The sequence below is a fragment of the Enterobacter cloacae complex sp. AR_0002 genome (genome assembly GCF_001922365.1).
In the GTDB taxonomy this organism is placed as follows: domain Bacteria; phylum Pseudomonadota; class Gammaproteobacteria; order Enterobacterales; family Enterobacteriaceae; genus Enterobacter; species Enterobacter hormaechei_C.
In genome coordinates, this window is sequence record NZ_CP018814.1 from 246,479 (window position 1) to 260,630 (window position 14,152).

Genomic DNA, 14,152 nt, shown 5'->3' on the forward strand with positions numbered 1-14,152 from the left:
AACGATAAAGAAGCCGACTTTGATAGTCGGCTTTTTTTTGAATAAAAGCCAACAATGACACTCAGAGGAAAACACTATGACGCGCCGTGCTATCGGGGTGAGTGAAAGACCGCCGCTTTTACAGACAATCCCGCTTAGTTTGCAGCACCTGTTCGCCATGTTTGGCGCAACCGTGCTGGTGCCAATCCTGTTTCACATTAACCCGGCTACCGTGCTGCTGTTTAACGGCATCGGTACGCTGCTTTACCTCTTCATCTGTAAAGGCAAAATCCCGGCCTATCTCGGGTCGAGCTTCGCGTTTATCTCCCCGGTACTGCTGTTGCTGCCGCTGGGTTATGAGGTCGCGCTGGGCGGCTTCATCATGTGCGGCGTGCTGTTCTGCCTGGTCTCCTTCATCGTGAAGAAAGCCGGTACCGGCTGGCTGGACGTGATGTTCCCGCCTGCGGCAATGGGGGCCATCGTTGCCGTCATCGGCCTGGAGCTGGCGGGTGTCGCGGCGAACATGGCTGGGCTGCTGCCTGCGGACGGTCAGTCACCGGATTCTAAAACCATTATTATTTCGCTGGTGACGCTGGGCGTGACGGTATTCGGTTCCGTCCTCTTCCGCGGCTTTATGGCGATTATCCCAATCCTGATCGGCGTGCTGGCGGGTTACGCGCTCTCCTTCGTGATGGGCGTTGTGGATACCACCCCGATTGCCGAGGCGCACTGGTTCGCGCTGCCAACCTTCTACACCCCGCGCTTTGAATGGTTCGCCATTTTCACCATTCTGCCTGCTGCGCTGGTGGTGATTGCTGAGCACGTCGGCCACCTGGTGGTGACGGCGAACATCGTGAAGCGCGACCTGATCCGCGACCCGGGCCTGCATCGCTCCATGTTTGCCAACGGTTTCTCCACCATCATCTCTGGTTTCTTCGGCTCCACGCCAAACACGACTTACGGTGAGAATATCGGCGTAATGGCGATCACCCGCGTCTACAGCACCTGGGTTATCGGCGGCGCGGCGATCATCGCCATTCTGCTCTCCTGCGTTGGTAAACTGGCGGCAGCGATCCAGATTATCCCGGTGCCGGTGATGGGCGGCGTTTCTCTGCTGCTGTACGGGGTGATCGGTGCCTCCGGTATTCGCGTGCTGATTGAATCCAAAGTGGATTACAGCAAGGCGCAGAACCTGATCCTGACCTCCGTTATCCTGATTATCGGCGTGAGCGGCGCGAAGGTGCACATCGGCGCGGCAGAGCTGAAGGGTATGGCGCTGGCGACCATCGTCGGCGTCGGCCTGAGCCTGATTTTCAAGCTGATCTCGGTGATCCGCCCGGAAGAGGTGGTGCTGGACGCGGACGACAGCGAAAAAGCGCCACATTGATCGTCATGCCGGGCGAAGGATCGCCCGGTTCTCTCCTTGCAGGTTCCGTGTTAAACTCCATTCCGATTTTATGTAAGATCTCTGGTTGAGGTATTTCTGAACGGACCGGCACAGCTCTCTCTGCCACTTTATCTCCCTGACGATGAAACTTTCGCGAGTTTCTGGCCGGGTGATAACCCCTCTTTACTGGCTGCACTGCAAAACGTGCTGCGCCAGGAACACAGCGGATACATCTATATCTGGTCACGCGAAGGCGCGGGACGCAGCCACCTGCTGCATGCCGCCTGTGCGGAGCTTTCGGCGCGCGGTGACGCGGTAGGCTATGTGCCGCTGGATAAACGCACCTGGTTTGTGCCTGAGGTGCTGGAGGGCATGGAACATCTCTCCCTGGTCTGCATCGATAATATCGAATGCGTGGCGGGGGACGAACCGTGGGAAATGGCGATCTTTAACCTCTACAACCGCATTCTGGAGTCGGGCAAAACCCGGCTGCTGATCACCGGCGATCGTCCGCCGCGCCAGCTCAATCTGGGGCTGCCGGATCTGGCGTCTCGTCTGGATTGGGGGCAAATCTACAAGCTGCAACCGCTGTCGGATGAAGACAAACTCCAGGCACTTCAGTTGCGCGCCAGACTGCGCGGATTTGAACTGCCGGAAGACGTAGGGCGCTTCCTGCTCAAGCGTCTGGATCGGGAGATGCGCACGCTCTTTGATACGCTCGATCAGCTCGATCGCGCCTCCATCACCGCCCAGCGCAAGCTGACCATTCCGTTTGTGAAAGATATTCTTAAGCTTTGAGTTTTTTGCCCGGTGGCGCTGCGCTTACCGGGCCTACGAAAACCCGTCATACCTTGCAGGCCGGGTAAGGCGCAGCCGCCACCCGGCTAAAGATCCCCCAACAAGTGCTCCACCAGCAGCGGAATCGGTCTTCCCGACGCCACGCTCCGTCCGTTTTCTCGCCACAGCGCCGTCCCGCTGATATCCAGATGCGCCCACGGAATAGTCGGCGGGCAGAAATGGTGCAGCAGCCACGCCGCCGAGGCGCTGATCGCCGCATTGTTGGTCGGCGTGTTGCACAGATCGGCAATCGCGCTGTCGGTTTGCTTTCTCAGCCTCGCATCCAGCGGCAGGGACCACACCTCGTCGCCGCTCCGTTTGCCCGCGAGCGTCAGTGCCTGACGCAACGGCTCATCCTGGGTCATCAGCCCGCTCAGCTCATACCCCAGCGCTTTCACCACCGCTCCGGTTAAGGTCGCCATATCAATAATATAATGCGCCTGCGGATGGCGCTGACTCGCCCAGGCGATAGCGTCTGCCAGCACCAGCCGGCCCTCGGCATCGGTGTTGTTGATTTCCACCGTAATGCCGTTGCAGGCTGTTGCCACCGTGCCGGGCTGCATGGCGTCGGGGCCGATGGCGTTTTCCGCCAGCGCCAGCACGCCCATGATGCGCACGGGTAATTTCTGCTCCGCAACGGTCAGCATCAGCCCGAGCACGTTAGCCGCGCCGCACATGTCATATTTCATGGTGTACATGCCCGCGCCTTCCTTCAGCCACAGGCCGCCGGTGTCAAAGGTAATGCCTTTTCCCACGTAGCAGCGCACCGGGCCATCAGACACGCCGTTATAGTGAATAGCCAGCAGGCGAGGCGGGCAGGTCGCCCCTTTGCCAACGGCGTGCAGTAGCCCCAGCCCCTGCTCAACAATTTGCTTTTCATCCAACACCTCGCAGCGCAGAGCAGGGCTGGCGGCACACAGTTTTTGCGCCTCTTCCACCACAAACTGCGGCGTACAGCGGTCGGATGGCATATCCGCCAGACGTCGTGCCGCAACCATGCCGAGCGCAATGGCCTGCTGCTGGCGGAAGGTCGTCTCCAGCTTCGCCTGCTGTTCCGGCAGGCAGAGGGCAGTGATGCAGGTAAGGCGCAGCGCTTCGTCCGTCTTCTTCAGCTTCAGGTCACTGAGCATGTGCGCCTGATTAAAGAGAAAACGCAGTACCTGCGCCAGCACCACATCGTCGATATCCGTCACGTCCAGCACGAGTTCGGCGCTGGCGGGGGCGGTAAGCAGCGGTCGCAGGGCCGTGATCAACCCTTCGGTCAGGGCGTCATGCCAGAGCGCATCCGGCAACAGAGTGATGCGGGCAAACGGCGCGCAGCCAAAGCGCGCGTCCGCGACGGTGCTCTGCTGGCGCATTTCAGCGATAAGAGCGCTATCCGGTAACAGGGAACTGTCAGCGCGCGCAATCAAATGGCTCTGCGGCTTCGCGTCTGAAAGCGCGTTGATAAACTGGTACGTGATCATCATAACTCCTCAATCGGTGCGCAGATCCGCGCGGCATAGGCCTGCATCCACTCCTCATCTACCGCGTGATAGTGCGTTTTCTCCCGCAGGCGTTCAGTACGGAAAACGGTGAGGGGCTGGCGAGCCGTCGCCACCACGAACGAGAAGGTTTTGATGTTGGTCGCGGCGCCAAATTCTCCTTTGCTGTTCATGCACACCACGGAGAGATCGCCCGCGCGACCGAAGCGCGACATCAGTTTGTCTTCCAGTTCGAACACGACCGAATCCGCCGCCTGCTGCGGCGTCATGCCTTGCGCCATCCGGCGAACGATTTCGTAGCTGGTACAGCCCTTCATCAGATCTTCACCGACGCCCGTGGCGGTGGCCGCGCCGGTTTCGCTGTCGCAGTAAAAGCCGGAGCCGATGATGGGTGAGTCACCGAGGCGACCGCGTTTTTTCATAAACAGGCCGCTGGTGGAAGTGGCGACGCTCATCGAGCCCTGTTTATCGAGGCCGATGATGCCGACGGTGTCATGTCCGTCGTAGGGGCTTAACCCCTTATCCAGCGTTTCGCGGCAGCGCTTACGGTAGTGTTGCATGGCGCGATCCGTGAGCATGGTTTTATCGGCAAAGCCCTGACTCAGCGCCCATTCGCGCGCGCCCTGGCCGACCAGCAGGCTGTTATAGCGCTGGCGGCTGAGCGCGTGCGCCACGCGCACCGGGTTGGCGATATCCACCAGATTCCCCACGGCGCCGAACGCCAGCGTGTCGCCGTCCATATAGGCCGCGTCCAGCTCCACCTCGCCGTTCTCTGTCGGCAGCCCGCCGTAGCCGACGGATTTATACAGCGGAAAGTCCTCGACGGCGGCGACGGCATCCACTACCGCCGCAGCGACCGGTTTGCCCGCAGCCAGCGCAGACGCAGATTCCGTGACGCCTTCAAGCGCCATTCGCCAGGTTGCGATAATTCCCCACATGCTTTACTCCTGTTTTGCAAGGGTGGTGTCGGTTTGCGTAACGCTGGCTATTTCCGCCGCGCGGTACTGTTTATCCAGGATACGCATGAAAGGCAGGTACAGCATGGCGCCAATCAGCAGGTTGATCAGCTGCATCACGCTGCCGCTCAGGTGCCCGGTGACGATAAAGCCGCTAATAACCGGCGGCAGCGTCCAGGGGATAAACACCCCGGTGGTGACGGCGACCGCACCAATTTTCATCGCCGCATACTGCACGGTGACCAGCACCAGCGGCACCAGATTGAACGGGATGAGCATGATTGGGTTCATGATCACCGGCAGGCCAAAGAGAATCGGTTCGTTGATGTTAAACACCGAGGCACCCGCACCGAGGCGCGCCACTTCGCGCATGTTTTTGCTGCGGGCGAAAATCAGCATCGCAATCACCAGCGACAGCGTGGCGCCCGCGCCGCCCATCCAGATCATGTCAAAAAACTGTTCGGTGATGATGTGCGGCGGCGTCGTTCCCGCCTGAATCGCGGCGATGTTGTCGGTCTGGTTCTCCATCCACAGCGGACGAATAATCCCGTTGATCATCGAACCTGAGTTAATGCCCACTGACCACAGAATGGTGATGCTGAATACGGTCATCAGCGCCCCGAAATAAGAGGTGCCGTAGTGGCGCACCGGGGTGGCAACCACTTCATAAATAAACTGGTGGATGGTGTGGTAGTGGGTGTTTTCAAAGATGATGCGGATAAGCAGCACCAGAATCATCACCAGCAGGGCCGGGATCAGGGCCGCGAACGACTCCTGCACCGCAGGAGGCACGCCGTCCGGCATTTTGATGACCAGCTTTTTGCGCTTCAGCCAGCAGAACAGTTCCGTCCACAGCAGGGAACCGATCATCGCCACGAACAGCCCTTTGCTGCCAATCCACTCCACCGGCATCACGGTAATGCCGCCGTTTTCCGCCACTTTGATAAAGGGCGTCAGGATCAGAAACGCGACCAGCGCCAGGATGCCGCAGGAGATGCGGTCCTCGCCATAATGCTCAGCCAGGCGGTAGGCCACCAGGAAGCTGATAAACAGCGACATGGTTGAGAACACCGCGTTAAACGGGATCTCTATAATCGCACTCCAGCTCTCACCAAAGGCCTGAGACATAAACTGCTGATAGGCCTGATTCGGGAAGGAGGAGATCACCAGCAGGATGGAGCCGACGATGATAAACGGCATGAATGAAACGTAGGCCCCACGAATGGCCCCAAGATGACGCTGCTGGGCCGTTTTCGCCGCCAGCGGCATCAGTTTTGCTTCAAGAAATCCCAGAACATTGTTCATTGTGAACTCCGTACAAGATTGAGAGGTGTTGTTTATGTTATGTCTGTGGATTATCAGTGAAGCGCGGCGAGCGAAAGGTGAAATCGGTCACAAAGCATTCGCTGCTCTGATATAAATCTCATAAGATTAGTTGCGGAGAGAGACGCGATGGAAATCAAACTGCATGCCAACGCCACCACCACACCGCGTATCCGTCGTTATCTTCAGCAGTCAGATAAAAGCGACAGAGAGCTTGCCGTTGAGTTGGGTATCTCGGTCACCACCGTCAGGCGCTGGCGCAACCGCGACCAGGTTTCGGATAACCACACCACGCCAAAAGTGATACATAAAGCGTTGAGACAAGAGCAGGCAGCACTAATAAATGCTCTGCGTGATATCACCGGTGCACCGCTGGATGAACTGCTGCTGCTGGTGAATGACGGGCTCGGGATCGCCGTTTCCCGCGCGACCCTGAACCGCTACCTCAAACCGGCTTCGGTAAGACAAAAGGGGGCGTCGTTGCAGGGCAAAAAGGCGCTGAAGGCCGGTATCATGCCGCAGAAGCTACTTCTGCATCATCAGCCGCTATCGCTGCATATGGACGACGGTGGGGAGCAACACCTGCTCTGGGCGCGTGAACCCGTTAGCGGCTGGTGCTACGCCCGGCTTTATGCCGGTGTCTCGCCGCAGTTGCTGACCCGCTGGACGAACGAGGTGCTGGCTGCCTGTCCGGCTGATATTCAATCTGTTGAGACTTTTGGGCTGGCAGTGAACTTGCCGGAGCATAACGTCACCGTAAAAGTGCATTCACAGTATTATCTTGCCCTTCAGGCCACCGTGCCGTTACGTGAGATCATTCCGCGGGTGAACAGTGAACCGGCGGGAGCGCTGTTGATCCAACTGTGTGAGTTTTACAACCGGGGAAAAGCGCAGAAAAAGCTGGGAGAGCGTACGCCGCAGGCGTTTCTGGAAGCGCTGCGGCGTAACGATTAGACGATCCCGAGCACGTCTTCCGGTGGACGGCCGATACGCGCCTTGCCGTTCGCCACCACAATCGGGCGCTCAATCAGCTTTGGATTGTCGACCATCGCCTGAATCAGCCGATCTTCTGTGAGACTGGTATCGTTCAGATTAAGCGACTTATACAGATCTTCTTTCTGACGCATCAGGTCGCGTGCGCTGCCCATGTTAAGCATCTTCAGCAGCTGGCGGATCGTCTGCGCATCCGGCGGCGTCTCCAGATACAACACCACTTCCGGATCGATGCCGTTAGACTTCAGCAGATTCAGCGTCTCGCGGCTCTTGGAGCAGCGAGGGTTATGGTAAATTTTTACCGCGTCTGTCATGACTTCTCCTTTATTACATCTTCTCGTACGGCTTAAAGCGTTGTTGCAGGCCGCGCAGCTGGTCGATTCGCGCATCGTAGCGGGCCTGTTGCAGGCTGCCAAGCTTCACCTGTGAGCTGGCGCTGCTCAACAGGGAAATGGCCTGATCGAGGCGACCCGCCAGCGCCAGGCCTTCCGCACGCGCGGCCAGCTCCTGATCGCGGTTACCCAGTTGCCCCTGGGCCTGGGCGAGCAGTTCCCAGCCGTTCTGGTCATCTTTATTGTTAAAGGTGTAGCGGTTCAGAATGGTCACCGCCTCGCCGGGCTGGCCGCCCTGTAGGTAGGCGTTCGCCAGGTTAAGCTGCAATACCGGATTGTTGCGAATGTCTTTCGCCCCTTTCAGACGATTGATCGCATCGGTCGCTTTTTTCTGCCCCAGATCGATATCGGTGGCGAGGTCAAGATACCACGGATTGTCAGGCGCCGACGCCAGCAGCGGCTGTAGCGCTTTACGCGCTTCATCGTACTTGCTGGCCTCCATCGCCTGGAGCGCCTGACCATACTGCGCCGCGTTTTTCTCGCGCACGTTGCCTTTCGCCAGCGCGTCCAGCAGATCGCTGGTGAGCTGATTACGTCCGGAGTTGTACATGCCAAGCGTTCTCACTTTGGCCATGTAGAAATCCTGCGAAGACTGCACCACGACCGGACGCATCTGGTTGGCACGGTTACGGGCATCCGAGAGTCGGCTTTCCGGCAGCGGGTGGGTCAACAGAATTTCAGGCGGGCGCGACGAGTAGCGTGCCTGGTCGAGCAGTTTTTCCAGGAAGCTCGGCATGGCCTGCGGGTCAAAGCCGGAACGCTGTAAAACCTGAATGCCGATGCGGTCTGCTTCCTGCTCGTTCTGCTGGGTAAAGCTGATCATCCCCTGACGCGTCCCCGCCAGCGTCCCGGTAAGCGCCGCCATCCCGGCCTGCGGGCTGGCCATCGCCAGCAAAATGGAACCCAGCGCGCCCACCCAGGTCAGGGGGGCGTTACGCTTCTGATCTTCCATCGCACGCGCCAGATGGCGCTGGGTGACGTGCGAAATTTCGTGCGCCATGACGGACGCCAGCTGGCTTTCGTTATCGGAATAACGGAACAGCGCCGAATGCAGCACCACGTTCCCGCCAAAGAAGGCGAAGGCGTTGATTTCGTCGTTATTGATTAAATAGAAATGGAAGGGCGTTTTTACCGAGTCGGCGTGCGCCACCAGCCGCATCCCCAGACCGTTGATGTACTGCACCAGCAAAGGGTCGTTAATCAGCGGAGCACTGCCGCGCAGCTGGCGTACGTAATAATCACCCATCTGCATCTCCTGCCCGATGGAGAGCGTGCTTCCTGCCGTGGTGCCCATGTCCGGCAATGAATCGGACGAGTCAGCGAAAGCGGGCAACACCTGACCCACCGTCACGGCGGCAATCAGTGTCGCAACCAGTGTTTTTCTCAACTGCCTGAACATAACCACTGTCCTGTATTTTGGATGTGCTAATTTGACCGATGAACCCGCATAACGTTCATCTCCGCTGCTCTGCGAGTGTAGCCGTGTTAAGAGATGAAGAAAATCCCATTCATCAGGGTTTTGCGAAACCTGACAGTGAAACAAAAAGGAAAGTCTTTTTTGTGACAGTTAGATACAATTCACCGTCTCACTCCCGCCATTCGATTCAGGGAAGGGTTGTATGCTCGAAATGTTAATGCAGTGGTATCGGCGTCGGTTTAGCGACCCGGAAGCCATTGCTTTGCTGGTCATTCTGGTTGCCGGATTCGGTATCCTGTTCTTCTTTAGTGGCCTGCTGGCACCGCTACTGGTGGCGATTGTACTGGCGTATCTGTTGGAGTGGCCCACCGCGCGTCTGGAACATATCGGCTGTTCCCGCCGCTGGGCGACCAGCATTGTCCTGGTGCTGTTTGTCGGTATTCTGCTGCTGATGTCCTTCGTGGTGATGCCCATCGCCTGGCAACAGGGGATCTACCTGATCCGTGATATGCCCGGCATGCTGAATAAACTGTCTGATTTTGCCGCCACGCTGCCGCGCCGCTATCCTGCGCTGATGGACGCCGGGATTATCGATGCGATGGCCGAAAACATGCGCGCCCGCATCATGACCATGGGGGATTCGGTGGTGAAATACTCTCTGGCCTCGCTGGTGGGGTTGCTGACGCTGGCGGTTTACCTTGTTCTCGTGCCGCTAATGGTGTTTTTCCTGGTCAAAGATAAAGAGCAGATGCTGAACGCGGTGCGCCGCGTGCTGCCGCGCAATCGCGGTCTCGCCGGTCAGGTCTGGCAGGAGATGAACCAGCAGATCACCAACTACATTCGCGGCAAAGTGCTGGAGATGATTGTGGTGGGCGTGGCGACCTGGATTGGCTTCGTGATCTTCGGGCTGAACTACTCGCTGCTGCTGGCGGTGCTGGTCGGATTCTCGGTTCTGATCCCGTATATCGGCGCGTTTGTGGTGACCATTCCGGTAGTCGGTGTGGCGCTGTTCCAGTTTGGTCTGGGTACGGAGTTCTGGAGCTGTTTCGCCGTATACCTGATTATTCAGGGACTGGATGGGAACCTGCTGGTACCGGTGCTGTTCTCAGAAGCCGTTAACCTGCATCCGCTGGTGATTATTCTGTCAGTGGTGATTTTCGGCGGGCTGTGGGGATTCTGGGGCGTGTTCTTCGCCATTCCGCTGGCGACGCTGATTAAAGCCGTGGTCCACGCGTGGCCGGATGTGCCGGCGGTGGAGGAGAAGTAGTTTTGCCGGGTGGCGCTGCGCTTACCCGGCCTACTTATTCTTGTAGGTCGGGTAAGGCGAAGCCGCCACCCGACACTCACTTTCAGGCACTTTCTTTCAGCCACTTCAACACCACGTCGTGGTGGTTGCTGGTTTTGAAATCATCAAACACGTGCTCAACTCTACCGTCAGCGCCAATCAGGAAGCTGATACGGTGAATACCGTCGTACGTTTTGCCCATAAAGGACTTCTCACCCCAGACGCCAAACTGCTCGCAAACCTGGTGGTCTTCATCGGAAAGCAGCGTGAAGTTCAGCAGCTCTTTTTCCGCAAAACGTGACAGCTTCTCTGGCTTATCGGTGCTGATGCCCAGCACTTCCACACCGACCTTTTTCAACTCATCCATGTTGTCGCGTAGACCGCAGGCCTGTACGGTACAGCCCGGGGTCATGGCTTTCGGGTAGAAATAGACCAGAACACGCTGTCCCTGGAAGTCGGTCAAATTTACTTGCTCGCCGTCTTGATCCGGTAAGCTAAATTTCGGTGCGATATCACCGGCTTTCAGTGGGTTCATTACTCAACTCCATCCTGTTCGTGCTGCGAATAATCGACGACGCTTATACTGCCTTGCGCGTGTAATTCTGTACAGAGGGCTTTGAACGCTTGCTCGATATTTGACGCATCCTGCGAGGCAGGGCTGTGTGCGGTAATTTGAATAAACAGCGTCGGGATTGCGTTTTCATCGCCCGGCTGCGTGCGGGAAACCAGTTCGGCAATGTTCATCTGATGGCTGTCAAACAGCGCCGTAAAACGTTCAATCAGATGAGGTGAATCAGGCACTTCAACCTGTACCCAGACCGTGGCAGGCAGAGCCGGACGCGGGCGCGCGGTGGTGCGCTTCATCACAATCAGTAAATCCAGCTCTGCGCCTTTCAGCGGCAGGGTAGATTCGATGAGGGTAATGGCATTCCATGTTCCGGAAAGCAGCATGATGAACGTGAACTCTTCGCCAAGCATAGCCAGCCGGCTGTCTTCGATGTTGCAGCCGCAGCTGCTCACGTGGCGAGTGATGGTATTCACGATACCCGGCCTGTCAGCACCCAGCGCAGTGATAACCAGGTAATGTTGTGATGAGGTTGTCAAACCTGTTCTTCCTTTGCGTGGTTAAGTCTTCCTAAGGAAAGCATAAAAAAAACATGCATACAACCGCCTGAGAGCCTCAGGTCGCTTGCTTTTATTACAGTTCCAAACGTAACATTGAGGCTCTTGTTCGCACAGAGGATGGCTCATGTTCACGGGAAGTATTGTCGCGCTTGTTACACCGATGGATGAAAAAGGTAATGTCTGCCGGTCAAGCATGAAGAAGCTCATTGATTACCATGTCGCCAATGGAACCTCGGCGATCGTTTCGGTAGGGACTACCGGTGAATCCGCTACGCTGAGCCACGAAGAGCACGGCGACGTTGTGATGCTGACCCTGGAACTGGCGGACGGGCGTATTCCGGTCATCGCGGGGACGGGCGCAAACGCAACCGCAGAAGCTATCAGTCTGACCCAACGTTTTAACGACAGCGGCATTGTCGGCTGTCTGACGGTGACCCCTTATTACAACCGTCCTACTCAGGAAGGTTTGTTCCAGCATTTCAAAGCCATCGCTGAACATACTGACTTGCCACAAATTCTGTATAATGTGCCGTCCCGTACCGGTTGCGATATGCTGCCGGAAACCGTTGGCCGTCTCTCGAAAGTAAAAAATATTATCGGGATTAAAGAGGCGACAGGGAACTTAAGCCGCGTTCATCAGATCAAAGAGCTGGTTTCAGACGACTTTATCCTGTTGAGCGGTGATGATGCGACCGCGCTGGACTTTATGCAGCTCGGTGGTAACGGCGTGATTTCCGTGACGGCGAACGTGGCGGCGCGCGATATGGCTGACATGTGCAAACTGGCCGCAGCCGGTCACTTTGATGAAGCTCGCGTGATTAATCAGCGTCTGATGCCGTTGCACAATAAATTATTTGTCGAACCCAATCCGATCCCAGTGAAATGGGCATGTAAGGAGTTGGGGCTTGTAGCAACCGACACGCTGCGTCTGCCAATGACACCGATTACCGACCACGGTCGTGAAATTGTCGCTGGCGCGCTGAAGCATGCCGGTTTGCTGTAAAGTTTAGGGAGATTTGATGGCTTATTCAGTACAGAAGTCGCGCCTGGCGAAGGTTGCGGGTGTTTCGCTTGTTATGCTCCTCGCTGCCTGTAGTTCAGACTCGCGCTACAAGCGCCAGGTGAGCGGTGATGAATCCTATCTGGATGCGCCGCCGCTTGCTGAACTTCACGCGCCTGCCGGCATGATCCTGCCGATCCAGAACGGTGATTATAATATTCCGGTTACCAACGGCAGCGGCCTGGTGGGTAAAGCGCTCGATATTCGTCCGCCAGCTCAGCCTCTGGCGCTCGTGAGCGGCGCGCGCACGCAGTTCACCGGTGATACAGCTTCTCTGCTGGTGGAAAGCGCACGCGGTACAACGCTGTGGCCGCAGGTTGTAAGCGTCATTCAGTCGAAAAACTATACGATTGATAAACGCGACGACGCCAGCCAAGCTTTAACCACCGACTGGATTGAGTGGAACCGTCTCGATGAAGACCAGCAGTACCGTGGTCGTTATCAAGTCTCCGTTAAGCCGAAGGGTTATCAGCAGGCGGTTACCGTTAAGCTGTTGAATCTTGAGCAGGCAGGTAAACCGGTTGCCGATCCGTCCGCCATGCAGCGCTACAGCACTGAAATGCTGAACGTGATTGCAGCGGGTCTGGATAAGAACGCTACCGATGCCGCAAACGCCGCGCAGAACCGTAACGGCTCAACCTTTGATGTGCAGAGCGGTGCAGACGATACCGGTCTGCCGATGCTGGTGGTGCGTGCGCCGTTTAACCAGACCTGGCAGCGTCTGCCAGCAACGCTTGAAAAAGTGGGCATGAAGGTGACCGACAGCACCCGTTCAACGGGCAGCATCACAGCGACCTATAAGCCGCTGTCTGATAGCGCCTGGCAGGAGTTGGGGGCACGCGATCCACAGCTGCCTTCCGGTGACTACAAAATCCAGGTCGGCGACCTCGATAACCGCAGCAGCCTGCAATTTATCGATCCGAAAGGACACACGCTGACCCAGGCGCAGAACGATGCGCTGGTCGCTGCCTTCCAGGCCGCATTCAGCAAATAATAGTGAGGGCTGGTTAATCCAGCCCTTTTTATTTTCGTGCTACGCAAACGTGTGCGTGGCATAATATGGCCAGTTTTGAATACAAATCATCACACCAGGAGTAATGAAGATGCAGAAGCAAGCTGAGTTGTATCGTGGCAAAGCGAAAACCGTATACAGCACGGAAAACCCGGATCTGTTGGTGCTCGAATTCCGCAATGATACGTCAGCAGGAGACGGCGCACGCATTGAGCAGTTCGATCGTAAGGGCATGGTGAACAACAAGTTCAACCACTTCATTATGACCAAACTGGCCGAAGCCGGTATCCCGACTCAGATGGAAGCGTTGTTGTCCGATACGGAATGTCTGGTAAAAAAACTGGATATGGTGCCGGTTGAGTGCGTGATCCGTAACCGTGCCGCAGGCTCCCTGGTGAAGCGTCTGGGCATCGAAGAAGGTATCGAACTGAATCCACCGCTGTTCGATCTGTTCCTGAAAAACGACGCCATGCATGACCCGATGGTCAACGAATCCTACTGTGAAACCTTCGGCTGGGTAAGCAAAGAGAACCTGGCGCGCATGCAGGAACTGACCTACAAAGCCAACGACGTGCTGAAAAAGCTGTTTGATGACGCGGGCCTGATCCTGGTCGACTTCAAGCTGGAGTTCGGTCTGTACAAAGGCGAAGTGGTGCTGGGCGACGAATTCTCTCCGGACGGCAGCCGCCTGTGGGACAAAGAGACGCTGGATAAAATGGACAAAGACCGTTTCCGCCAGAGTCTGGGTGGCGTGGTCGAAGCGTACGAAGCGGTTGCTCACCGTTTAGGCGTTAAGCTCGACTAAACTGCGCATTTGCCAAAGGATGTTGGCATCCTTTGGCGTCTTATCCTTGTTTACTATGGTAATCCTTTCATTAACCGCCTACGATCATAGCTATTAT

At 56.9% G+C, this 14,152-nt stretch carries 14 protein-coding genes; 7 read left to right on the forward strand and 7 right to left on the reverse strand.

The annotated features are described in order from the left end of the window. Nucleotides 1-76 precede the first annotated feature (76 nt). Nucleotides 77-1,366: a uracil permease gene (gene uraA, locus AM329_RS01330; RefSeq protein ID WP_003860558.1), complete on the forward strand. Its 1,290-nt coding sequence runs from the start codon at nt 77-79 to the stop codon at nt 1,364-1,366. Between the two features lie 96 nt (nt 1,367-1,462). Then, nucleotides 1,463-2,164, forward strand: coding sequence for a DnaA inactivator Hda (locus AM329_RS01335; protein ID WP_211482948.1), 702 nt, complete (start codon nt 1,463-1,465; stop codon nt 2,162-2,164). 86 nt (nt 2,165-2,250) lie between these two features. On the opposite strand, the gene AM329_RS01340 is transcribed toward AM329_RS01335, so the two are convergent. The 3 genes from AM329_RS01340 to celB are packed head-to-tail and all read right to left on the reverse strand — an operon-like array spanning nt 2,251 to nt 5,948. Further along, entirely contained in the window at nt 2,251-3,669 is a 1,419-nt protein-coding gene (locus AM329_RS01340) for a M17 family metallopeptidase (RefSeq protein ID WP_023325034.1), read from the reverse strand. After that, nucleotides 3,669-4,625, reverse strand: a complete 957-nt coding sequence (locus AM329_RS01345; protein WP_032609807.1) for a N(4)-(beta-N-acetylglucosaminyl)-L-asparaginase — start codon at nt 4,623-4,625, stop codon at nt 3,669-3,671. The genes AM329_RS01340 and AM329_RS01345 overlap by 1 nt, the downstream gene beginning before the upstream one ends. Nucleotides 4,626-4,628: 3 nt before the next feature. Next, nucleotides 4,629-5,948: a PTS cellobiose transporter subunit IIC gene (celB, locus tag AM329_RS01350; protein ID WP_023325032.1), complete on the reverse strand. Its 1,320-nt coding sequence runs from the start codon at nt 5,946-5,948 to the stop codon at nt 4,629-4,631. Nucleotides 5,949-6,095: 147 nt separating this feature from the next. Here celB and AM329_RS01355 point away from each other — a divergent pair, with 147 nt between their 5' ends. Continuing rightward, entirely contained in the window at nt 6,096-6,920 is an 825-nt protein-coding gene (locus AM329_RS01355; protein WP_003860550.1) for a hypothetical protein, read from the forward strand. Here the strand turns inward: AM329_RS01355 and arsC are convergent. Then, nucleotides 6,917-7,273: an arsenate reductase (glutaredoxin) gene (gene arsC / locus AM329_RS01360; RefSeq protein ID WP_003860549.1), complete on the reverse strand. Its 357-nt coding sequence runs from the start codon at nt 7,271-7,273 to the stop codon at nt 6,917-6,919. The genes AM329_RS01355 and arsC overlap by 4 nt on opposite strands. Nucleotides 7,274-7,286: 13 nt before the next feature. Further along, nucleotides 7,287-8,750, reverse strand: coding sequence for a beta-barrel assembly-enhancing protease (gene bepA / locus AM329_RS01365; protein WP_003860547.1), 1,464 nt, complete (start codon nt 8,748-8,750; stop codon nt 7,287-7,289). A 220-nt stretch (nt 8,751-8,970) separates the two neighbouring features. Between bepA and AM329_RS01370 the strand changes: the two genes are divergently transcribed. Then, entirely contained in the window at nt 8,971-10,035 is a 1,065-nt protein-coding gene (locus AM329_RS01370) for an AI-2E family transporter (RefSeq protein WP_003860546.1), read from the forward strand. A gap of 82 nt (nt 10,036-10,117) precedes the next feature. Here the strand turns inward: AM329_RS01370 and bcp are convergent, their stop codons facing one another. Next, complete coding sequence (gene bcp / locus AM329_RS01375; RefSeq protein ID WP_003860544.1) at nt 10,118-10,588, reverse strand: thioredoxin-dependent thiol peroxidase; 471 nt, start codon at nt 10,586-10,588, stop codon at nt 10,118-10,120. Continuing rightward, the gene (locus AM329_RS01380; protein WP_000213743.1) at nt 10,588-11,157 is read right to left on the reverse strand and encodes a glycine cleavage system transcriptional repressor; all 570 of its coding nucleotides are present in this window, start codon (nt 11,155-11,157) and stop codon (nt 10,588-10,590) included. The genes bcp and AM329_RS01380 overlap by 1 nt, the downstream gene beginning before the upstream one ends. Before the next feature lie 145 nt (nt 11,158-11,302). Here AM329_RS01380 and dapA point away from each other — a divergent pair, with 145 nt between their 5' ends. The 3 genes from dapA (at nt 11,303) to purC (ending at nt 14,055) form a co-directional block, all read left to right on the forward strand. Further along, on the forward strand, nt 11,303-12,181 hold the full coding sequence (dapA, locus tag AM329_RS01385) for a 4-hydroxy-tetrahydrodipicolinate synthase (protein ID WP_003860542.1): 879 nt from the start codon (nt 11,303-11,305) through the stop codon (nt 12,179-12,181). A gap of 16 nt (nt 12,182-12,197) precedes the next feature. Continuing rightward, nucleotides 12,198-13,232 (forward strand): outer membrane protein assembly factor BamC, encoded by a 1,035-nt coding sequence (gene bamC, locus AM329_RS01390; protein ID WP_032609806.1) that lies wholly within the window; start codon nt 12,198-12,200, stop codon nt 13,230-13,232. Nucleotides 13,233-13,341: 109 nt separating this feature from the next. Then, complete coding sequence (gene purC, locus AM329_RS01395; protein ID WP_001171626.1) at nt 13,342-14,055, forward strand: phosphoribosylaminoimidazolesuccinocarboxamide synthase; 714 nt, start codon at nt 13,342-13,344, stop codon at nt 14,053-14,055. The last annotated feature ends 97 nt before the right edge of the window (nt 14,056-14,152 follow it).

Bases quoted from the DNA above. Each gene is read 5' to 3' on its own strand.
- AM329_RS01345 (WP_032609807.1), bottom strand. From the start codon at position 4,625: ATGTGGGGAATTATCGCAACCTGGCGAATGGCGCTTGAAGGCGTCACG.
- bamC (WP_032609806.1), top strand. From the start codon at position 12,198: ATGGCTTATTCAGTACAGAAGTCGCGCCTGGCGAAGGTTGCGGGTGTT.
- dapA (WP_003860542.1), top strand. From the start codon at position 11,303: ATGTTCACGGGAAGTATTGTCGCGCTTGTTACACCGATGGATGAAAAA.
- bepA (WP_003860547.1), bottom strand. From the start codon at position 8,750: ATGTTCAGGCAGTTGAGAAAAACACTGGTTGCGACACTGATTGCCGCC.
- AM329_RS01340 (WP_023325034.1), bottom strand. From the start codon at position 3,669: ATGATCACGTACCAGTTTATCAACGCGCTTTCAGACGCGAAGCCGCAG.
- uraA (WP_003860558.1), top strand. From the start codon at position 77: ATGACGCGCCGTGCTATCGGGGTGAGTGAAAGACCGCCGCTTTTACAG.
- purC (WP_001171626.1), top strand. From the start codon at position 13,342: ATGCAGAAGCAAGCTGAGTTGTATCGTGGCAAAGCGAAAACCGTATAC.
- celB (WP_023325032.1), bottom strand. From the start codon at position 5,948: ATGAACAATGTTCTGGGATTTCTTGAAGCAAAACTGATGCCGCTGGCG.
- AM329_RS01355 (WP_003860550.1), top strand. From the start codon at position 6,096: ATGGAAATCAAACTGCATGCCAACGCCACCACCACACCGCGTATCCGT.
- AM329_RS01370 (WP_003860546.1), top strand. From the start codon at position 8,971: ATGCTCGAAATGTTAATGCAGTGGTATCGGCGTCGGTTTAGCGACCCG.
- bcp (WP_003860544.1), bottom strand. From the start codon at position 10,588: ATGAACCCACTGAAAGCCGGTGATATCGCACCGAAATTTAGCTTACCG.
- arsC (WP_003860549.1), bottom strand. From the start codon at position 7,273: ATGACAGACGCGGTAAAAATTTACCATAACCCTCGCTGCTCCAAGAGC.